General features: G+C 39.2%; 18 protein-coding genes. 3 read left to right on the forward strand and 15 right to left on the reverse strand.

All coding sequences use genetic code 11. The annotated features are described in order from the left end of the window. Positions 1-203 precede the first annotated feature (203 nt). The 3 genes from fsa to JNUCC25_RS25995 all read right to left on the reverse strand — a co-directional run bounded on the left by fsa (position 204) and on the right by JNUCC25_RS25995 (position 2,442). Complete coding sequence (gene fsa, locus JNUCC25_RS25985) at positions 204-848, reverse strand: fructose-6-phosphate aldolase (protein ID WP_013059825.1); 645 nt, start codon at positions 846-848, stop codon at positions 204-206. A 137-nt stretch (positions 849-985) separates the two neighbouring features. Then, positions 986-1,843 (reverse strand): class II fructose-bisphosphate aldolase, encoded by an 858-nt coding sequence (locus tag JNUCC25_RS25990; RefSeq protein ID WP_013059826.1) that lies wholly within the window; start codon positions 1,841-1,843, stop codon positions 986-988. A gap of 224 nt (positions 1,844-2,067) precedes the next feature. After that, positions 2,068-2,442, reverse strand: a complete 375-nt coding sequence (locus JNUCC25_RS25995) for a response regulator (RefSeq protein ID WP_087944205.1) — start codon at positions 2,440-2,442, stop codon at positions 2,068-2,070. 237 nt (positions 2,443-2,679) lie between these two features. Here JNUCC25_RS25995 and JNUCC25_RS26000 point away from each other — a divergent pair, with 237 nt between their 5' ends. After that, positions 2,680-3,210: a DUF2529 family protein gene (locus tag JNUCC25_RS26000; RefSeq protein ID WP_029319411.1), complete on the forward strand. Its 531-nt coding sequence runs from the start codon at positions 2,680-2,682 to the stop codon at positions 3,208-3,210. A 39-nt stretch (positions 3,211-3,249) separates the two neighbouring features. Here JNUCC25_RS26000 and JNUCC25_RS26005 read toward each other — a convergent pair whose 3' ends face one another. The 9 genes from JNUCC25_RS26005 to JNUCC25_RS26045 form a co-directional block, all read right to left on the reverse strand. Further along, positions 3,250-4,857 carry a CTP synthase gene (locus tag JNUCC25_RS26005; RefSeq protein WP_013059829.1) on the reverse strand — a complete coding sequence of 536 codons (1,608 nt, stop codon included), beginning with the start codon at positions 4,855-4,857 and terminating at the stop codon, positions 3,250-3,252. Positions 4,858-5,177: 320 nt separating this feature from the next. Continuing rightward, positions 5,178-5,714, reverse strand: coding sequence for a DNA-directed RNA polymerase subunit delta (rpoE, locus tag JNUCC25_RS26010; protein ID WP_013059830.1), 537 nt, complete (start codon positions 5,712-5,714; stop codon positions 5,178-5,180). A 350-nt stretch (positions 5,715-6,064) separates the two neighbouring features. Further along, positions 6,065-9,307, reverse strand: a complete 3,243-nt coding sequence (gene icmF / locus JNUCC25_RS26015) for a fused isobutyryl-CoA mutase/GTPase IcmF (protein ID WP_029319413.1) — start codon at positions 9,305-9,307, stop codon at positions 6,065-6,067. Continuing rightward, positions 9,304-9,948 carry a TetR/AcrR family transcriptional regulator gene (locus JNUCC25_RS26020; protein WP_013059832.1) on the reverse strand — a complete coding sequence of 215 codons (645 nt, stop codon included), beginning with the start codon at positions 9,946-9,948 and terminating at the stop codon, positions 9,304-9,306. Before JNUCC25_RS26020 ends, icmF begins: the two co-directional genes overlap by 4 nt. Positions 9,949-9,976: 28 nt before the next feature. Then, a complete protein-coding gene (locus JNUCC25_RS26025; protein ID WP_025601786.1) occupies positions 9,977-11,110 on the reverse strand; it encodes an acyl-CoA dehydrogenase in 1,134 nt (377 codons plus the stop codon). Positions 11,111-11,121: 11 nt separating this feature from the next. After that, complete coding sequence (locus JNUCC25_RS26030; RefSeq protein ID WP_029319416.1) at positions 11,122-12,249, reverse strand: acyl-CoA dehydrogenase; 1,128 nt, start codon at positions 12,247-12,249, stop codon at positions 11,122-11,124. A 12-nt stretch (positions 12,250-12,261) separates the two neighbouring features. Further along, entirely contained in the window at positions 12,262-13,116 is an 855-nt protein-coding gene (locus JNUCC25_RS26035) for a 3-hydroxybutyryl-CoA dehydrogenase (RefSeq protein ID WP_025601784.1), read from the reverse strand. A 15-nt stretch (positions 13,117-13,131) separates the two neighbouring features. After that, positions 13,132-14,295: an acetyl-CoA C-acetyltransferase gene (locus JNUCC25_RS26040; RefSeq protein WP_013059836.1), complete on the reverse strand. Its 1,164-nt coding sequence runs from the start codon at positions 14,293-14,295 to the stop codon at positions 13,132-13,134. Positions 14,296-14,399: 104 nt separating this feature from the next. After that, on the reverse strand, positions 14,400-16,511 hold the full coding sequence (locus JNUCC25_RS26045) for a (Fe-S)-binding protein (RefSeq protein WP_029319419.1): 2,112 nt from the start codon (positions 16,509-16,511) through the stop codon (positions 14,400-14,402). A 198-nt stretch (positions 16,512-16,709) separates the two neighbouring features. Here JNUCC25_RS26045 and cls point away from each other — a divergent pair, with 198 nt between their 5' ends. Then, the gene (gene cls / locus JNUCC25_RS26050; RefSeq protein WP_049815259.1) at positions 16,710-17,903 is read left to right on the forward strand and encodes a cardiolipin synthase; all 1,194 of its coding nucleotides are present in this window, start codon (positions 16,710-16,712) and stop codon (positions 17,901-17,903) included. Positions 17,904-17,927: 24 nt separating this feature from the next. After that, a complete protein-coding gene (gene uvsE, locus JNUCC25_RS26055; RefSeq protein WP_140456571.1) occupies positions 17,928-18,881 on the forward strand; it encodes a UV DNA damage repair endonuclease UvsE in 954 nt (317 codons plus the stop codon). Positions 18,882-18,912: 31 nt separating this feature from the next. Here uvsE and argS read toward each other — a convergent pair whose 3' ends face one another. The 3 genes from argS to speB all read right to left on the reverse strand — a co-directional run bounded on the left by argS (position 18,913) and on the right by speB (position 22,086). After that, a complete protein-coding gene (gene argS / locus JNUCC25_RS26060; protein WP_025601750.1) occupies positions 18,913-20,583 on the reverse strand; it encodes an arginine--tRNA ligase in 1,671 nt (556 codons plus the stop codon). After that, positions 20,580-21,020 (reverse strand): DUF1934 domain-containing protein, encoded by a 441-nt coding sequence (locus JNUCC25_RS26065; protein WP_014457736.1) that lies wholly within the window; start codon positions 21,018-21,020, stop codon positions 20,580-20,582. The genes argS and JNUCC25_RS26065 overlap by 4 nt, the downstream gene beginning before the upstream one ends. 187 nt (positions 21,021-21,207) lie before the next feature. Continuing rightward, the gene (gene speB / locus JNUCC25_RS26070) at positions 21,208-22,086 is read right to left on the reverse strand and encodes an agmatinase (protein ID WP_029319422.1); all 879 of its coding nucleotides are present in this window, start codon (positions 22,084-22,086) and stop codon (positions 21,208-21,210) included. Positions 22,087-22,141 lie beyond the last annotated feature (55 nt).

Raw genomic sequence — 22,141 nt, forward strand, 5'->3', positions numbered from 1 at the left:
AGCTCCCTTCTAGTGAAAGAAAGTTTCTCACCTAGTAATTGAGGAAAATTTTGGTACAAAGAATACCTAAAAGAATGGTTATTTTTCCTATTACCTACTAGTGTACACGAAAATGAAAAAATCATGTATAGTTTCGACAAGATAAAAGAAAAATATGGCATTCACCTGTCAGGATGGTAAATGCCACACAAATTTATACATGTTTAGACATTTCGTTTTTCCCAATCTGCCAAAAATTGGTCAATCCCTGCGTTTGTTAACGGATGTTTGAACAATTGCATTAAAACTTTGTAAGGAATTGTCGCAATATGTGCTCCATTTTTTGCAGCTTCTGTTACGTGCATCGGATGACGAATAGATGCTGCAATAATTTCTGATGGAATGTCATGAATCGCAAAAATATCTGCGATATCTGAGATTAAATCGAGACCATTAAAACCAATATCGTCTAATCTTCCTAAGAAAGGTGATACGTAAGTAGCACCTGCTCTTGCTGCCATTAACGCTTGGTTAGCTGAGAAAATAAGCGTAACGTTTGTCTTAATACCTAAACTAGTAAATTCTTTTACTGCTTTTAAGCCATCTGGAGTCATCGGTACCTTGATTGTAATATTCGGCGCAATCGCAGCAAGCTCTTTTCCTTCGCGAATCATGCCTTCTGCATCAAGCGCAATCACTTCTGCACTTACAGATCCTTCAACGAACTCTGTAATTTCACGAAGACGATCTTCAAACGTGATGTTCTCTTTAGCTACTAAACTAGGATTTGTTGTAACCCCCGCTAACAAACCTAATGAATGCGCTTCCTTAATTTCGTCTAAATTAGCCGTATCAATAAAAAACTTCATGAATGCCATCCCCCTGTGTTATGTATTCAGAATGATAAGAAAATTATAGTAAAAATAAAACCGCCTTACAATAAAAATAAGACGGTTTTATTTTTCAGACTCAACTAACTGCAAACAGGCAATCCGAAGATTTCAAATTATGCTTTGTTAGAAGAACCGAATTCACGCATTTTACCTTGAACCGTTTCTTTGATTGCTTCGCGAGCAGGTCCTAAGTATTTACGTGGATCATATTGTTCAGGTTGCGCAGCTAATACTTCACGAACAGCTTTAGCTGAAGCAATTTGGTTTTCAGTGTTTACGTTGATTTTAGCAGTACCTAAAGAAACTGATTTTTGGATATCTTTTGTTGGAATACCAGTTCCACCGTGTAAAACTAATGGTAAGCCTGTACGATCTCCGATTTCTTTCATTTCAGCAAAACCTAGGTTTGGTTCACCTTTGTATGGTCCGTGAACTGATCCTAATGCTGGAGCTAAGCAATCGATACCTGTACGGTTAACAAGTTCTTCACACTCGTTAGCATCTGCATAGATAACGCCCTCAGCAATAACGTCGTCTTCTTGTCCACCAACAGTTCCTAGTTCTGCTTCTACAGATACTCCGTGGAAGTGAGCTAGTTCAACTACTTTAGAAGTAATTGCAATGTTTTCTTCAAATGGGTGGTGAGAAGCATCGATCATTACAGAAGTGAATCCAGCATGGATTGCTTTTGCACATGATTCAAAGCTTGAACCGTGGTCTAAGTGAATTGCAACTGGTACTTGAACGTCGTAATCTTCGATTAGAGCTTCAACCATTGCTACAACAGTTTTGAAACCGCCCATGTAGCGTGCTGCACCTTCAGATACACCAAGAATAACTGGAGAGTTTTCTTCTTTTGCTGCTTGAAGAATAGCTTGAGTAAACTCTAAGTTATTTAAGTTAAATTGACCTACTGCATAGCCTTGTTCTTTTGCTGTAATAAGCATTTCTTTCATTGATACTAAAGGCATATTGAAATCCTCCTTAAAATCAACCTTAGATTAGATGCTAACCAAAAGGCACACTCAAATAGTATGCTCTTGAATTGAGTGTTTCATGTAGAAACAACGCGCATCTTTACATAATAGATTGTCGAATTATGAATACAGTAATTAGGATACCAACTAACAATGAAAACAGCAACATTTTTAGGCTGATATTCAAAATTTGTTAGGATGAAAACCCTACCAAAACCTTAATTCGACTTTACTGGTATATATTCCCTAACAACTTTTCGGATTTCATCAATATCAAACGGTTTTGCAAAGTGTGTTAATGCTCCTAAATCTTTTGCTTCTTGAATCATATCCAATTCACCATAAGCGGTCATAATGATGACTTTAATCGTTTCATCGTGCTGCTTTAACCTTTTTAAAATTTCAATTCCATCCATTCCTGGAATTTTCATATCTAATAAGACAAGATCCGGTGCTTGCTCTTTTGTAATATCAATCGCCTGGAAGCCGTTCGCCGCTTGAAATGTCGTATAGCCTTCTTTTTGTAGCACTTCCGTTAATAAAATACGTATACCATACTGATCATCAACAATTAAAATTTTCTCTGCCAATATAATCCCACCTTTTATATTCCTCTTCTACAGACAAAACTAACATATGTATTTCGCCTTTAAAACAAAAATCCCTGCTTATTAGAGAAATTGTTACAAAACATAGCTTTTTTTGTCATCCATCTAACTTCATTGCACTTTACTTTCATTGTAGCTCATTTCAAGATAGAATACAGATAGCTTTTTTCGTTATAATGTGTAGATAGACGGCTTTAGCCGCTTAAATCGAAGGGAGATTCTATGCTTAAAATTTTCACAACTCAACTTTCAGGTTTTTTTAAACGAATTGAAGAACAAGAAGAATTCCAATTTGAAGATGCCGCGCGTATTTTAGCACAGGCCTCTGTCGGAGAAGGATTTATCTATATTTATGGTGTAGAAGAAATGCACGCCATTACGCTTGAAGCACTAAGCAGTGCGGAACCTTTAAGTCAGGCAAAAGCTTTGCCTTTACATGAATTAGATCAGCTGACTAGCGTTGATCGCGTACTGCTTATCTCTCGATTTTCAACAGATAATAAAGCAGTGGAAATAGCTGAACGTTTAAAGAAACAGGATATTCCATTTGTTAGCATTGCTGCTGTTCCTAAAGAGATAGCCGAACCTTCTTTAACAGCACTCGCAGATGCTCATATTGATACAAAATTGTTAAAGCCGCTTATTCCTGGAGAAGACGGCTCAAGATTTGGTTTTCCAGCAATGATGGTCGCTTTATACGCGTACTACGGTTTAACTTTCACATTAAAAGAAATCGTAGAAGAATATGAATAAAAAACACGCTGTCTAAAGACAGCGTGTTTTTTATTTCACTTATTTGTTTTGGCTTGACTCCATTGATGCGCGAATAAATTCTCTGAACAATGGTTGCGGTCTTGTTGGACGAGATGTGAACTCTGGGTGGAATTGTGAAGCCAAGAACCATGGGTGATCTTTTAGCTCTACAATTTCAATTAAACGGCCGTCTGGGCTTGTACCAGAGAAGATAAAACCTTTCTCTTCCATTTGTTGACGGTATTCGTTATTAAATTCATAGCGGTGACGATGACGCTCATATACCACTTCATCTTGATATGCTTCATATGCAAGCGTATCTTCAGACAATTTACAAGGGTATAGTCCTAAACGCAGTGTACCGCCTAGGTCCTCTACGTCTTTTTGTTCTGGTAATAAGTCGATAATTGGATAATTTGTTTCAGGTGCAATTTCCGCTGAATGTGCGCCTTCTAATCCTAATACATTACGTGCAAACTCAACTGATGCCAGCTGCATACCTAAGCAAATACCTAAGAATGGAACCTTTTGCTCACGTGCATATTGTGTTGCTACAATTTTACCTTCAATTCCACGATCACCAAATCCACCTGGAACTAAGATACCGTCTACATCGCCAAGTAAATCTTGAACATTTTCTTTTGTTACAAATTCAGAATTTACCCACTTGATGTTTACATCTGCATCGAATGCATATCCAGCATGTTTCATTGCTTCTACGACAGAAATATAAGCATCTTGAAGCTCTACATACTTACCAACCAATGCAATTTTTGTCGTATTTGAAAGTCCTTTTACTTTCTCAACCAGTGCTTTCCACTCAGTCATTTCTGCTTCTTTGCAATCTAATTTCAAGTGATCGCATGTGATTTGATCTAGGTGCTGCTCTTGTAGAGATAGTGGAATTTCATATAATGTTTCAGCGTCTGCACACTCAATAACCGCTTTTGGATCAATGTCGCAGAATAAAGCTAACTTGTCTTTCATATCTTCAGAAATTGGCATTTCCGTACGAACAACGATAACATTTGGCTGAATACCTAAGCTACGTAATTCTTTTACACTATGCTGTGTCGGTTTTGTTTTCATTTCACCAGCAGCTTTTAAATATGGCACAAGTGTACAGTGGATATACATAACGTTGTCACGGCCAATATCGCTTTTGATTTGACGAATAGCTTCTAGGAAAGGAAGTGATTCAATATCTCCTACCGTTCCGCCGATTTCAGTAATAACAACGTCCGCATTTGTTTCTTTACCTGCACGGAAAACGCGTTCTTTAATTTCATTTGTGATGTGCGGAATAACCTGAACTGTTCCGCCTAAATAATCACCGCGACGCTCTTTTTTCAATACTGTTGAATATACTTTACCTGTTGTTACGTTGCTGTAGCGATTTAAGTTGATATCGATAAAACGCTCATAGTGACCTAAGTCTAAGTCTGTTTCCGCGCCGTCATCCGTTACGAATACCTCACCGTGTTGGTATGGACTCATTGTTCCTGGGTCTACGTTAATGTATGGATCAAACTTTTGAATCGTTACGTTCAACCCACGGTTTTTTAATAAACGGCCTAAAGAAGCTGCTGTAATCCCTTTTCCTAGAGATGATACAACACCGCCTGTTACGAAAATATACTTTGTCATCTATACTTCCCCCTCTAAATAATTTGAACTGTACAATATTAAAAGTTTTCACATAAACAATCACAATTCATTCATTGTGCATGCGAAATTATAAGAAACCTTATGAATGTGAAACGTTCAAGAACCAAAAGAAAGTTTCTATCAAGGATTTATAAGAACATATCGGGGTGTAAAACATGGATAGATAAAATAAAAAAATTGCTCCCAATACCAAAACTGGATTGGGAGCAATAGTCTATTTTAAATAAAAACTTTTTAAATGCTTGTTTAAAGAGCCCAAAAAAGATTCTACCTACTTCGCTTGAAAAAGTCAAGAAGGATTATTTTTCTTTTTCGTCCTCATAATCTTCTTCTTCGTCTTCCTCATCATCGTCTAGATCATCTTCTAAATCGTCAAAATCGTCTTCTGCAAGATCATCTTCATCTTCTTCTAGCTCGTCAATGTCTTCAAAATCTTCTTCTTCGTCTAGATCATCAACATCTTCATAATCCAAATCTTCTTCTAAATCATCAAAATCTTCAACTTCTTCAACAACAGCTTTTTTCGCTTTTTTCTTTTTAGGTTTTGCAACCGGAATAACTTCTTCTTCAGCTTGGTCAAAAGGATACCATCCACGAAGACCCCAGTGGTTGTCCCCTACTGTTAAAAAGCGACCATCAATATTAATATCTGTATAAAACTGAGCTAATCTCGTTTTTAATTCTTGATCTGACATTTCAGCTGCTGCTTTAATTTCAGCAATAATTTCTTGGAATGACATTGCTTGACGATCTGTTTTTTCTTCTAGAAGCGCATAAGCAATCTCAATCATCGACATTTCTTTTAAATCCGTTTTTGAGTACTGTGCTAAACTCAAATCTGGCACATCCTTTCTATGGCTATGTATATCGAAAATCTATTAAATCAATTCATCATATGTGTAAATGATGGAAACGAATAAATACATACCATTCATTATAAACAAATTCAATACATTTATGCTAGCCTCGTTTCTAAAATTCTCGAGAATTTCGCATAAAACAACGAAAAAACAGACATTTTATCACTATAATACATTCTACTTAATACGCCAACAGCATCCTTTAACCAAAAGGAATTCACCATCAGTTATTCTGACTCCGCTAGGGTTAGGTCTATAAAAGCCGAGATGACCAACAAACGGTCATCTCGGCTTTTAATATATCACTATATACTAACGATACATTATTACATATTTCGGCGATATTGCCCACCGCATTCATATAAAGCTCGCGTAATTTCTCCTAAGCTGGCTACTTTAACGGTCTCCATTAACTCTTTAAAAATGTTCTCTCCTTCTGTTGCAGCTTTCTTTAACCTTTTCAGCGCATCTTCTCTTTTTTCTTCATGCTGCTGTTGAAACTTCTGAAGCTGATTAATTTGATGATTTTTTTCTTCTTTTGATGCGCGGGCTAACTGCATGTCATCAACTGAGGAATTTTCCTCTTCATTTGGATTAATATACGTATTTACTCCTATAATAGGTAAAGCTCCCGTATGTTTTTGCATCTCATATTCCATCGATTCATCTTGAATCTTACCTCGCTGATACTGCATTTCCATCGCACCTAAAACGCCGCCTCGATCATTTAAGCGTTGGAACTCAGCCAAGACCGCTTCTTCTACCAAGTCTGTTAGTTCATCAATAATAAAAGAGCCCTGTAGTGGATTTTCGTTTTTAGTTAATCCATGCTCTTTTGTAATGATTAATTGAATGGCCATCGCTCTTCGTACAGATTCCTCTGTCGGTGTTGTAATTGCTTCATCATACGCATTGGTATGAAGAGAGTTGCAGTTGTCATGAAGAGCCATTAAGGCTTGCAGCGTCGTACGTATATCATTAAAATTAATTTCCTGTGCATGAAGCGATCGGCCGGATGTTTGAATATGATACTTAAGCTTTTGACTGCGTTCATTCGCGCCGTATTTATCACGCATCACAATTGCCCAGATTCTTCTCGCTACACGTCCGATAACCGTGTATTCAGGGTCAAGTCCATTACTAAAGAAAAAAGATAAATTAGGAGCAAAATCATCAATGTGCATGCCTCGGCTCAAGTAATATTCCACGTACGTAAAACCGTTGGCTAATGTAAACGCGAGCTGAGAAATTGGATTGGCTCCTGCTTCAGCAATATGATAGCCTGAAATAGAAACAGAATAATAGTTGCGCACTTTCTCGTCAATAAAGTACTGCTGAATATCTCCCATCATTTTTAATGCAAATTCTGTGGAAAAAATACACGTATTTTGCCCTTGGTCTTCTTTTAATATATCCGCTTGAACGGTTCCTCTCACTTGTTTCAACGTACCTGATTTTACGTCCTCGTATTCCTCTTCTGTTAAAGGACGCTTCAGCTCCTCTTCCTTCTTTTCCACCTGCTGACTGATAGCTGTATTCATAAACATAGCTAGTAATATTGGAGCCGGCCCATTGATCGTCATCGAAACGGAAGTCGACGGATGGCAAAGATCAAATCCCTTATACAAGAGTTTCATATCATCAAGCGTACAGACATTTACGCCGCTTTCGCCAATTTTCCCGAAGATATCCGGCCTTGGATCCGGATTTTCTCCATAAAGCGTTACAGAATCAAACGCTGTACTTAAACGCTTAGCCTCATCATCTTTTGACAAATAGTGAAAGCGGCGATTTGTTCGTTCTGGTGTTCCTTCGCCTGCGAATTGGCGCTTAGGATCTTCTCCTTTTCGTTTAAACGGAAAAACACCTGCTGTATAAGGAAACGCACCCGGCACGTTTTCTTTATAAAGAAAACGAAGAACTTCCCCGTATTCTTCAACTTTTGGAAGGGCCACGCGCGGAATACGCAGTCCTGATAGGGTATCAACTTGCAGAGAGGTTTTAATTTCTTTATTTCTTATCTTTGTAATAAGTTCTTCTTGCCCATACTGACTTTTTAATTTAGGCCAGTTTTCCAGCTTTTCAATCGATTCAGCCGTTAGCTGTTTTTGATATTTCTCCTTTAGCTGAGTGAGCTCTTGCTTGGCCGTTTCTGTTTCCACTTCCTCCAGAGCACCCTCTAGCTGATAAAATTTACGCGCTGTTTGCACTTGAACATCCGTATTGCGGTGATAAGAACGAACGCTATTTACAATCTCCTGTAAATATTGCTGTTGATCATTAGGAATGATGGTATATTTCTTTTCACTTACGCGCTCTGATGATTTTTCTACGTGCCAAGACGTACGGCATGTTTGATGCAGATGATTTACAAGATCTTCAAATAAAATATTTGTTCCCCCGTCGTTGAACTGACTCGCAATTGTTCCGTAAATTGGCATAGTAGAGAGATTATTTTCAAACAGCTGATGATTGCGCTGATATTGACGCTGCACTTGTTTTTTTGCGTCTTCGGAACCTTTTTTTTCAAATTTATTGATTACAATAAAGTCTGCGTAATCAATCATTTCAATCTTTTCTAACTGCGACGGCGCGCCAAATTCGCTTGTCATTACATAAAGAGAGACGTTTGCAATATCTTTAACTTGAGCATCAGCTTGCCCGATGCCGCTTGTTTCGACAATGATAATGTCGAAACCCGCTTTTTTCACGACGGCAATTCCATCTCGAATGGCCACCGATAGCTCATGTCCAGATGAACGTGTGGCCAAACTTCTCATATACACACGAGGAGACGCTGCGATGTTCATGCGAATTCGATCCCCAAGAAGCGCTCCTCCGGTTTTTTGTTTAGTTGGATCAACGGATAAGACAGCTACATGAATATCTGGAATATGTTCAATAAACCTCCTTACTAATTCATCCGTAAGCGAACTTTTCCCCGCTCCTCCTGTTCCTGTGATTCCAATAACCGGTATTTTTTGATCCGTCTCGCTTTCGATTACACTTTCTCGGATTTCTTCAAGAGCGGCTGCATGCTCTTTTGTGTATTCATAGGCCTCATTTTCAGCGCATGTAATAAGCTGGGCAATTAAACGGTCATTAGCCGGCGTTAAGGTTCGATCCTTCGGCAGTGCAGAGGGATTGGTGTAATAACAATCATCGATCATAAATTGAATCATGCCTTCTAAACCCATTTTTCGTCCATCTTCCGGCGAAAAGATTTTAGAAATGCCGTAATCATGAAGCTCTTGAATCTCACTCGGAATAATTACCCCTCCTCCTCCGCCATAAATTTTAATATGAGAAGCCTGTTGTTCTTGGAGTAAATCGTACATATACTTAAAATATTCTACGTGGCCGCCTTGATAAGAAGAAATGGCAATCCCCTGAACATCCTCTTGTATGGAAGCGTTAACAATTTCTTCAACAGATCGGTTATGCCCCAGGTGAATGACTTCTACCCCCTTGGCTTGAAGAATTCGTCTCATAATATTAATGGACGCGTCGTGGCCGTCAAACAGGCTAGAAGCGGTTAAAAAACGAAGCGGTCTTTTGCTTGTATTCAAACTGTCTCCCCCTCACACAGTTGTTGAAATGAAAAATTTTTAAGTAAAAAATCTAACTGCATATTTGTATATTCTTCTAATGAATAATGCTTTTGCAGCCACCATCTGCGAAATGCCCACATCTGACCCTGAACAAATAAATGATGAGCAAACAGCGAAATTTCTTTATCCGTAAGTGCAAATTGATTGTTTTCTACGCAGCCTTCGATAATAACCTTAAACATTTCAACCATATCTAGCTCTTTTTTTAATACATATGGAAGCGCATCTTTAGACAACGATTTCGCTTCTTGGTACATGACTAATACTTCATCTTGAAGCTCATCCACAACTTTAAAATAGTGCTGAATCGCTTGTTGAAGCTCAGCGATTGTATAACGATCCACTACCATCTCTTCTAATCGCACTCTCACTTCATCGTAAATATTGTCACATACAAGATATAAAACATCTTCTTTAGATTGAATATATTCGTAAAGCGTACCAATGCTGAACCCAGCGGCTTTGGCAATTTCCCTTGTTGTTGTTCGGTGAAAACCTTTTTCCTTAAATAGCGTGACGGCCCCTTTAATCATTTGATTACGACGCTCTACAATCAGCTTTTCATCTTTAATGGATGTGAGAACTTCTCTCTTTTTCATTTTTTTCACCTCTCCTACAACAAGTGTTTTATTTAGCAAGATACCTAGAAATGACAAGACGCTGAATCTCTTGTGTCCCTTCATAAATTTGCGTGATTTTTGCATCTCTCATAAAACGTTCTACTGGATAATCTTTTGTATAACCGTATCCTCCAAATACTTGAACAGCTTCTGTCGTTACTTTCATTGCTGTATCCCCAGCATATAATTTTGACATGGCTGATTCTTTGCCATATGGCAGCCCTTGGGACTCCAGCCAAGCAGCTTGATAGGTTAACAGTCTTGCAGCTTCTATACTCGTGGCCATGTCGGCTAGCTTAAAAGCAATTCCTTGCTGAGAAATAATTGGCTTACCAAATTGCTGACGTTCCTTGGCATAAGCTACGGCCGCATCTAACGCCCCTTGAGCAATTCCTACAGCCTGCGCTGCAATGCCATTTCGGCCGCCATCTAGTGTCATCATCGCAACTTTAAATCCTTCTCCTTCATTTCCTAGCAAATTTTCTTTTGGAACACGGCAGTCCTCGAAAATAATTTCTGTGGTAGGTGAAGAGCGAATGCCCAGTTTCTTTTCTTTTTTACCAACTGAAAATCCCGGCATATCTTTTTCAATAATAAAAGCGCTCGTGCGTTTTTCATTGGGGTCGATGCGAGCAAATACAACGTAAATATCCGCTTCGCCGCCGTTTGTAATAAAGATTTTAGAGCCATTTAAAATATAATCTTCTCCGTCCTTTACGGCGAGCGTTCTCATTCCTCCTGCGTCTGATCCAGCACTCGGTTCGGTTAATCCATAAGCACCTATTTTCTCACCCGTTGCCATAGGTTTCAGGTATTTTTGTTTTTGTTCTTCTGTTCCGAATGTATAGATTGGCCAGCCGGCTAGAGAAGTATGAGCCGACAAAGTAACGCCTGTCGATGCACATACTCTAGACAGTTCTTCAACGGCAATGCAATAAGCTAGATAGTCACTGCCAATTCCTCCGTATTGCTCCGGCCATGGAATACCTGTTAATCCTAGATCAGCCATTTGCTTAAAGATTCCTCTGTCAAAACGTTCTTCTTCATCTCGTTGTGCAGCTGTCGGAGCCACTTCGTTTTTGGCAAAGTCCCGCACCATTTTTCGAATCATTTCGTGTTCTTCTGAAAGTTTAAAAAACATGATTATTCCCCCTATAATTGACTGCTAATGACGATGCGCTGAATTTCGCTTGTACCTTCGTAGATTTCGCATACTTTGGCATCGCGAAAATACCTCTCTACTGGATAATCTTTCATATAACCATAACCTCCCAAAACTTGAATCGCATCGATTGCTACATTCATCGCTGTTTGGGAAGCAAATAATTTCGCCATTGAGGCTTCTTTTTTACAAGGAAGTTTTTGCTCATATAAAAAAGCGGCTCTATACATTAAAAGCTTCGCTGATTCAACGGCCGTTTCCATATCAGCCAGCTTAAAGGCAATACCCTGCTGAGATAAAATCGGTTTTCCGAATTGATATCGTTCATTTGCATAGTTTTTAGCTGCCGTTAACGCACCTTCAGCAATCCCTACCGCCTGAGCAGCAATACCAATTCTTCCGGCATTTAAATTAGCCATCGCAATTCGAAAGCCTTCACCTTCTTCTCCGAGACGATTTTCTACAGGTACCTGCATATTTTCAAAGTGCAGTTGAACCGTTCGAGAACCGTGAAGACCCATCTTATGTTCATCTTTTCCTACTGAAAATCCCTCCATCGTCTTTTCAACGATAAAAGCGCTCATCCCTCTCGACCTGCGTTCGGGGTTCGTTTTAGCAAATACAATATACGTATCCGCTTCTCCGCCGTTTGTAATGAAAAGCTTTGAGCCATTTAAAAGATAGTGGTCTCCTTTTCGTTCTGCCTTTGTTTTTAAGCTTGCAGCATCAGACCCTGCACTAGGTTCTGTTAAACAAAAAGCACCTAAATATTCACCTGTCGCCAGTTTTTTTACATATTTTTGTTTTTGATCTTCCGTCCCAAATACGACAATAGGATTCGTACCTACAGAAGTATGAACAGACAAAATGACGCCGAGGGCTGGACTTACTTTTGATATTTCGTGGATGGCAATCATGTACGACACAAAGTCCAGTCCGCCCCCTCCGTATGCTTGAGGAACGGGAATGCCCATCAGGCCAAGATCAGCCATCTGCTTTAATAAACCTCGAGGAAATTCACCCTTTTCCATGTTTGGCACAGCCGCAGCGACTTCTTTTTCACTAAAATCAGCTACCATCTTTTTAATCATGTGTTGTTCAGACGTAAAAAAGATCATTTCGCCACTCCTTTATGTTTCGTACGTAAAAAATCCTTTTCCTGTTTTTCGACCAAGCCACCCTGCCTTTACATATTTCCTAAGCAATGGACAAGGACGATATTTGTCATCACCAAACCCTTTATGAAGCGTTTCCATAATAAATAAACATGTATCGAGGCCGATGAAATCTGCTAATGTCAAAGGTCCCATTGGATGGTTCATTCCTAGTTTCATCACTTGATCAATATCCTCTTCGTTTGCTACACCTTCATAGAGCGTAAACACAGCTTCGTTAATCATTGGCATTAAAATTCGATTTGAAACAAACCCTGGAAAATCATGAACTTCCACCGGGGTTTTATTTAATTTTTTCGTTGTTTCATAGACTGCTTGATACACTTCATCGGTAGTAGCCAGCCCTCTAATAATTTCAACGAGTTTCATCACCGGAACAGGATTCATAAAGTGCATGCCAATTACTTTTTCAGGTCGAGTGGTCACAGCTGCAATTTCAGTAATAGGAAGCGAAGACGTGTTGGTTGCTAAAACAGTATGACTCGGGGCTAACGAATCCAACTCCGCAAAAATGGCTTGTTTGACTTCCATCTTTTCCACAACCGCTTCGACAATTAAATCTGCTTTTTGTGCTGCTGTTATTTCATTTGCCAGGTGAAGGCGCTCCATAATTTCTTCATATTCCTTAGCTGAGAGAGAACCTTTTTCCACCTGCTTTTTCAGACGTTTATCAATACCTTCTATTCCTTTTTGTGTATTTTTTTGATCAACGTCATACAAAGAAACTTGATATCCGCTCGCAGCAAATACTTGTGCAATTCCTGCTCCCATCTGACCTGCTCCAATAACCATAACTGTTTCAATATTCAAGTTGGTATCCCCCTTTTACACTTCTACCATGATGGCATCACCTTGGCCGCCGCCGCTGCAAATAGAAGCAATGCCCAGGCCGCCGCCTCGTCGTCTTAATTCATGAATGAGCGTTACAACAATACGGGCACCGCTTGCTCCAATTGGATGTCCAAGTGCTACTGCCCCCCCGTTCACATTTACTTTTTCAGCCGGAAGTCCCGCAATCTCCATACTCATCAACGCTACTGCTGAAAAAGCTTCATTGATTTCAAACAGCGCAATATCGTCTGCTGTTTTATTTGTTTTTTGCAGTAGCTTGTTAATAGCAAACCCAGGCGTTTTCGGAAATTCCCTTGGCTCCATCGCAAGAGAAGTATGGTTTACAATCGTAGCCAACGGCTCATAGCCATTTGCTTTTGCTACATCTTCATCCATTAGCATGAGCGCAGCTGCTCCATCATTCACGCTAGGTGCATTTCCTGCTGTAATAGTTCCGCTGTGACCAAATACAGGCCGAAGAGACGAGAGTTTTTCTAACGACGTATCTTTTCTTGGTCCTTCATCTTTTTGAACCGTTATCGTTCCTTTTTTAGACGGAATATCAACTGAAATTCTTTCTGCAGTCCATATCCCTTTCTCTTCTGACTCCACCGCTAATTGATGACTGCGAAGGGCCCATTCATCCTGCTTTTCTCGGGAAATATTCATTTCAGAAGCTATTTCATTTCCATACGTACCCATTTGAACTCCTGTAAAGCTGCATGTCAATCCGTCATGAACCATCAAATCCGTCACAACACTATCTCCCATACGGAATCCCCACCTTGCTTTTGGAAGAAGATACGGTGCGTTACTCATCGATTCCATTCCACCTGCAATGATTGTTTTTGCTTCTCCTAATCGAATCAGCTGATCAGCAGTTGTAATGCTGCGCATGCCCGATGCACAAACTTTATTAATGGTTTCCGTCTCTACTTGCCACGGTAAACCTGCATAATGCATGGCTTGCCTAGAAGGCAGTTGTCCTTGGCCCCCTTGCAGTACGCACCCCATAATAACGGAATCAATTTCTGTACGTCCCTTTGATGCTGCTTGAATCGCTTTCCCGCCTAGTTCTGCCGCTTTTAGTCCACTTACGCTGCCACCTAATTTTCCAAAAGGTGTTCGAACTGCACTCACAATAACTGTTTTCCCCACTATTGTTTCCTCCTCTTTTTCCTAATCTTTGTCCTTCCCGATTGAACGCTTGCTCAATTTCCTTTCTGTAAAAAGTAGAGATGAAGACCATCTCTACTTTTCCTTTATGAAACCTGTTCTTGCACGTCACCATAAATTGACTTTTCAAGCAGTTCTGCTACGTCATACGTATGAACCTGTTCTTCTACTTCTTTTGCTTTTGTTCCGTCACTTAGCATCGTTAAGCAGTACGGGCAACCTGAACTGATAATGCTTGGGTTAACGGCTAAGGCTTGTTCCGTGCGCGCTACATTAATGCGCTGGCCGGTCGTTTCTTCCGTCCACATTAACCCTCCTCCTGCTCCACAGCACATACCATTTTCACGGTTGCGATCCATTTCAATCAAACGAACACCTGGAATCGCTTTCAAAATTTCTCTTGGTGGACTGTATACTTCGTTATATCTTCCTAAATAACAGGAATCATGGAAGGTAATTTTTTCATTAACCGCGTGTTTTGGTGACAGCTTACCTTCTTTCACTAACATAGCTAATAATTCTGTGTGATGATACACTTCTCCTTCAAAACCGAAATCTGGATATTCATTTTTGAAGATATTGTAAGCATGTGGATCAATCGTAACAATTTTTTTGATTTCATTTTTTTCAAATTCAGCGATATTTTTAGAAGCTAACTCTTGGAATAAAAATTCATTGCCCAACCTGCGCGGCGTATCACCAGAATTTTTTTCTTTATTTCCTAAAATCGCAAATGAAACACCCGCTTCATTGAGAAGCTTTGCAAACGATAGAGCGATTTTTTGGCTGCGGTTATCATAAGATCCCATCGAACCTACCCAGAACAAATACTCAAACGTTTCACCGGCTTTACTTACTTCTTTAACAGTCGGAATGTGAACATCTTCTCTTACATGCCGCCATTCTTCACGCTCTTTTCGATTTAATCCCCAAGGGTTTCCTTGACGTTCAATATTCGTCATGGCACGCTGAGCATCCGCGTCCATCTTTCCTTCAGTTAATACTAAAAAACGTCGTAAATCTATGATCTTATCTACATGCTCGTTCATTACTGGACATTGATCTTCACAGTTTCGGCACGTTGTACATGCCCAAATTTCTTCTTCTGTAATGACATCTCCGATTAAAGCTGGATTATATTCTGCTGTTGCTGCAGCCTCTGCTCCGCCTTGGCTGGCCGCCATCATCGCCAGCTGATTCCCTTTTGTTTTGGAGAATGCATACGTAGGAACCCAAGGTGCCTTAGATGTCACAACCGCTCCTTTTTCTGTTAAGTGATCGCGCATCTTTAAAATTAAATCCATTGGAGATAAAATTTTCCCTGTACCCGTTGCCGGACACATATTCGTACATCGACCGCATTCTACACAGGCATATAAATCAATAAGCTGATGCTGTGTAAATTCTTCAATCTTTCCAACTCCAAACGTCTCCTGCGTCTCATCTTCAAAATCAATCTTTTCAAGCTTACCTGGCTTAGAAACACGGTTAAAAAATACGTTAGCCGGTCCAGCCAGTAAATGAGCATGTTTTGATTGAGGAACATATACTAAAAACGTCAATAACACGGCTAAGTGAATCCACCATGAAACATAAAAAATGGAAATAGCGGCAACATCATTGATTCCCTTAAACAAGATGGCAATAGATGACGCAATCGGTTCTGTCAATGCTGGTTCATGATTATGCCAGATGATTGACATAGCGTTTCCAACCAGCACTGACAGCATAAGTGCTCCAATAAAAATCAGTACTAAACCAGATTTAAACCCTCTTTTTAAACGCACAAGCTTTTCTACGTAGCGGCGGTGAAAAGCCCAGACAACTGCTACTAAAATCAAAAACGTCACAATTTCTTGAAAAAATGTAAAGCCGGGATATAAAGGTCCAAGCGGCAAATGTTTACCTGGAAGCAAACCTTTTATAATGAAGTCTAACGCGCCGAACTGAACTAAAATAAACCCATAAAAAAACATGACGTGCATAATTCCACTTTTTTTATCTTTTAACAGCTTCTTTTGTCCAAACACGTTCACCCAAATTTTTTGCAGCCTTTCTTTTAACCGCTGATCAAATTCAACTTTTTTTCCTAATTGAATATACTCAATGCGTGTGCGAATTAAATATACAAACAAAGAAACAGCGTAAGCGGTTACAATAATAAAAAAGAGAAAATTCACCCACAGCAACCCTGTCATCTCGTCCCCTCCTTGAATAATTTGTTACCTTTCTTTCCTCCTGACGACTAAATTTTCTGATAATATATCTGTTTTCATTGTATATAATGAATGAGCATTCAGTCAATATCTTTTCTTTCTTTTGTTCATATTCTATTTAAACAAGGTGACACTAAGAACAACATAAAATGTATTTACATCGGGAAAAGAGGTGACATGATGAGCGGCATGGTTGTAATTTTACTTTTTATTATTTTTATTGCTTGGCTTGCAATTGACCTTGGCGTTGGAAAGAAAGTATTTTCTCAGGCTGAAAATACATTTCCAAAGCGCAGTGCTTCTCTTTTTTTGTTCGCAGACGGGAATGTCTTGTATAAAGATTTATTTCACGAAATAGAAAATGCCTCTTCATTTATCCATTTATCGTTTTACATCGTACAAAATGATGAAGTTAGCCAAGATTTTTTAGATTTACTAGTCCAAAAAGCACAGCAAAATATTGAAGTCCGGTTATTGGTAGACCGTGTGGGAAGCTATAAAATCAAGAAAAACAAAATTGCATTCTTAAAAAAACAAGGTGTTCATTTTGCTTACAGTCGAACGCTACGGTGGCCTTATTTGTTTTATACACTCAACGCACGCAATCACCGTAAAATGGCCGTTATTGATGGGAAAGTGGGCTACATTGGCGGTTTTAATATCGGAAGAGAATATTTAGGACTCGACGCCAAGCTTGGGGTGTGGAAAGATTACCACCTGCGTATGGAAGGTGAAGGTATCCAAGATCTTCAAATGCAGCTGTTGAGCGACTGGTATGCTGCTACCGGCTTAGACCTGCGTAAAATGGAAAGATACTTTCCACCAACCTCTGAAGGAGACTATGTTATTCAGCTACAGTCGACTGAAGGTTTTTCACTTGAAGAAAGCTTTTTATCGATTATCAACCAAGCCAATAGGGAATTGTACATAGGTACTCCTTATTTTATTCCAAGTGAACCTTTGATGAATGCTTTATTGCAAGCTCGTGCACGGGGAGTACAAGTTCATATTTTAATTCCAATGCGTGCAGATCAACCGCTTGTTCATCATGCTGCGTTTGCCTATCTTCCTACATTACTTCAAGCAGGCTGTATGATTTATCAATATTATTACGGTTTTTACCACGCAAAAGTATTAATTGCAGACAATGTTATCTGCGATGTAGGAACGGCTAATTTTGATAAAAGAAGCTTGTTCTTAAACGCTGAAATCAACTGTTTAATCTATGATGCCACATATATTGAAGAGGTAAAGAACAGCTTTAAAGCTTGTATGGGGGAATGCCCGGTTTTGTCTTTAGAAGATGTCAAAAACCGAACATGGAGTGAAAAATTAAAGCAAGGATTTGCAACCTTTATTTCTCCGTTACTTTAATGAACGAAAAGAGGAAGATTTATCATGAAAATTAGATTTGGCTATGTATCACATGCCCTGTCGCTTTGGGACTGCTCACCTGCTAAAACCCTCACGTTTACTAGATGGAAAAAAATAAAAAAAGACGAGAGACTGGATAAGCTTCATCACGTCACAAAACAAAATTTGAATCATACTAAGCGCGCTTTACATTTTAATATTGCTCATGAAATTATGCTGTATCGATTATCATCTTCTCTTGTCCCTTTAGCGACTCATCCTGAAGTAGATTGGAATTACATTGATGCGTTCCAAGACGATTGGTCAGAGATAGGAGAATTGATTCGGAATCATCAGCTGCGCGTGAGTTTTCATCCCAATCAGTTCACATTATTTACAAGTGATAAAAAACATATTACAGACAATGCGGTAAAAGATATGGATTATCACTATAGAATGCTTGAAGCGATGGGAGTAGCCGATCAAGCCCTTATTAATATTCATGTAGGAGGAGCCTATGGCAATAAAGAAAAAGCGATCGGTCGATTTCATGAAAACATTCAAACGCTGCCACCTGTCATTAAAAAGCGCATGACTCTTGAAAATGATGATAAAACATATACAACTGAAGAAACATTAGCTGTATGCGAAAAAGAGAAAGTCCCTCTCCTTTTTGATTATCACCACCACAAAGCAAATGAAGGAGAAGAACCTCTTGAATTATTGCTCCCTCGTATCTTTGACACGTGGAAACATATCGGGTTAAAACCAAAAGTACATATCTCTTCTCCTAAATCTGAAAAAGAATTTAGAAGTCACTCTGATTATGTCTCAACTGATTTTATCGCACCTTTTTTGCAAATAGCTAAAGATATCGGACAAGATTTTGACGTAATGATTGAAGCAAAGTTAAAAGATAAAGCGATGCTAAAATTAGTGGAAGATTTAGCATCAATGAGAGGAGTAAAGCGTACGGGAGGCGCCACGCTTGTTTTTTAAATAAAAAAAGAGCCAAGAGGCTCTTTTTTTGTTACATTTTTTCAGGTGCTGAAACACCAATTAGTTTTAAGGAGTTTTGAAGCGTTACTTGAACAGCTTTCACTAGTTCAATACGTGCTTTACTTGTTTCTACATTATCGCTGTCTAATACTTTTTCTGCATTATAGAAGCTATGGAACGTAGAAGCAAGATCAAATACATAGTTCGTAATGCGGTGGGGAATACGTTTTGTTGCTGCTTCCGCTACGGCCTGAGGGAACTCTCCGATTTTCTTCAGCAGTTCCATTTCTTTTTCTGCACTAATTAATGAAAGGTCAGCGCCAGATGTTGATTGAATCCCCATCTCTTCACCTTGACGAAGAATACTGCAAATACGGGCATGAGCATATTGCGCGTAGTATACAGGATTTTCATTAGATTGAGAAACAGCTAAATCTAAATCAAAGTCTAAATGTGTATCCGCACTTCTCATCGCAAAGAAGTAGCGAGTTGCATCAAGGCCTACCTCTTCTACTAGATCACGCATTGTTACTGCTTTACCTGTACGTTTGCTCATCTTCATTTTTTCGCCATTTTGATACAGTTGAACCATTTGAATAATTTCTACTTCCAGCGTATCTTTTTCATAACCAAGCGCTTGAATCGCCGCTTTCATACGAGGAATATATCCATGGTGGTCGGCTCCCCAAATGTTAATTAGCTTATCAAATCCGCGTTGAATTTTGTCTTGGTGATACGCAATATCTGGTGTTAAGTACGTAAATGAACCGTCATTTTTAATTAACACACGGTCTTTATCATCACCAAATGTCGTAGAACGGAACCACGTAGCACCTTCTTCTTCATATACATGGCCTTGTTTTTTCAGCGTTTCAAGTGCAATTGAGATTTTATCATTTTTATAAAGAGACGTTTCAGAATACCATACGTCAAATTTCACACGGAACTGTTCAAGATCACGCTTTAATTTAGCTAACTCATAATCTAACCCGTATTGACGGAAGAATTCAAAACGCTCTTCTTCAGAAGCATTTGCATACTTGTCTCCGTGCTCTTTTGCTAGCTCTTTTCCGATGTTTATAATGTCAGCACCATGATAGCCGTCTGCAGGCATTTCTTTCTCTAAACCAAGAGCCTGCATGTAGCGTGCTTCTACTGAATAAGCCAGGTTATTAATTTGGTTACCAGCATCATTGATATAATATTCACGTGACACATCGTAACCTGCTTTTTCAAGAACATTACATAATGAGTCTCCAACTGCAGCACCGCGGGCATGTCCTAAATGTAAATCCCCTGTCGGATTAGCTGAAACAAACTCAACCTGTACTTTTTGTCCGTTCCCTACGTTTGTTTGACCGTACGCTTCACCAGCTTTTACAATCGTTGGGATAAGCTCTGTTAAATAAGAGTTATTCATATAAAAGTTGATGAATCCAGGGCCTGCAATGTCAATTTTCTCGATAGATGCTTTTGATTTATCGAAGTTTGCTACAAGCTCTTCAGCGATAACACGCGGTGCTTTTTTGGCAATACGAGCTAGCTGCATAGCCATATTGGTAGAATAATCACCATGTGTTTTATCTTTTGGGGTTTCTAATAGAACTTCTGGAAGTTCTGCTTTTTCAGCAAGTCCTGCTTTGACCACAGCATCTTGAATTTCAGCTTTTAATTTTTGCTGCACTTGTTCGACGATGTTCATTTTTTCTCCTCCTTGAATGTAATGGTTAACGCATATTTCCCGGTAGGCTGACCCTGTACTTCTAGATCATACGTTAAAAATAATCGACCCTTTTGAGTCATTTGTTTATATTCAATGTTATGAGCGAATGTTAGTAAATCCATACGTCCATAAGGGCTTATATAAGTTCCTTCGATCTGTACCTTTTTACGAAACGATTGCTTCATTTGAACAGCACCGGTTCGATTAATTGATACTTCATCTTCGCTAATTTTCACCATTGTTCTAATATCTCCGATTTCCTCTTGGCGCTCTGTGTATGTAAGATAAATTTTCGATCCTTTTTCATAATACATACCTTTTGCATTTACCGATGTTGTCTCTTTTCGGTGACCATCGCGGATATCCGTCACAATTTTAACTTCAATGGGTTTCTTGACTTCTGAAGCGTTACTCACAAAAGACACTTCCTTATTAAAATGAATACGTTATAACTTAAATAGTATAAACATTCTAAAGAAAGAATTCAATAATACTTCAAAGGAAATATGATAGGTACGCCGAGAATTCACCTTTTTACAGGACGTGACGCATTCACATATTCCAAATAAAAAAGGCAGCCACAGCGGCCGCCTTTTACTTTATTTATTTCTTTTGTACCCAGCCTAAGATCATTTCGCGAATAAGCTTGCTTGCTGTATTAGCTGTTTGTTCAGACGGATCATAAATTGGAGCTACTTCTACTAAATCTCCCCCGACAATGCGAAGATCTGATTTAGCAATTGCGTGAATAGAAGCTAAAAGCTCTTTTGACGTGATACCGCCTGCATCTACTGTTCCTGTACCAGGAGCGTGCGCTGGATCTAATACATCGATATCAATTGTTACATAAACAGGACGACCTGCAAGTGTTGGTAGAATCTCTTTTAACGGCTCTAGAACTTCAAATTTTGAAATATGCATGCCGCTTTCTTTTGCCCATTGAAATTCTTCTTTCATTCCTGAACGAATACCAAATGAATAAACATTCTCCGGTCCGATTAGTTCTGCAACTTTACGAATCGGAGTGGAATGAGAAAGTGGTTCTCCTTCATACTCTTCACGAAGGTCTGTATGAGCATCCATATGGATAATGGCCAAATCCGGGTATTTTTTATACATAGCTTTCATAACAGGCCAAGAAACCAAATGCTCTCCGCCCATGCCTAATGGGAACTTGTCTGCTGCTAAAAGCTGGTCGATATACTCTTCAATCATATTTAAGCTGCGCTGAGGATTCCCAAATGGAAGTGGAATATCTCCTGCATCAAAATATTTTACTTCCTCTAGCTCTCGATCTAAATACGGGCTGTATTCTTCTAATCCAATTGATACTTCACGAATACGAGTTGGGCCAAATCGTGAACCTGGACGATAGCTAACTGTCCAGTCCATTGGCATTCCATAAAGAACCGCTTCACTTTCTTCAAAAACAGGGTGACTGCCGATAAATACATTACCTGAATAAGCTTCATCAAAACGCATATTTTGTTCCTCCTTCATTATTCATAGAAAAGATGCCAGCCTTAAACCTCTGGCA

This window comes from Priestia sp. JNUCC 25, assembly GCF_053667915.1.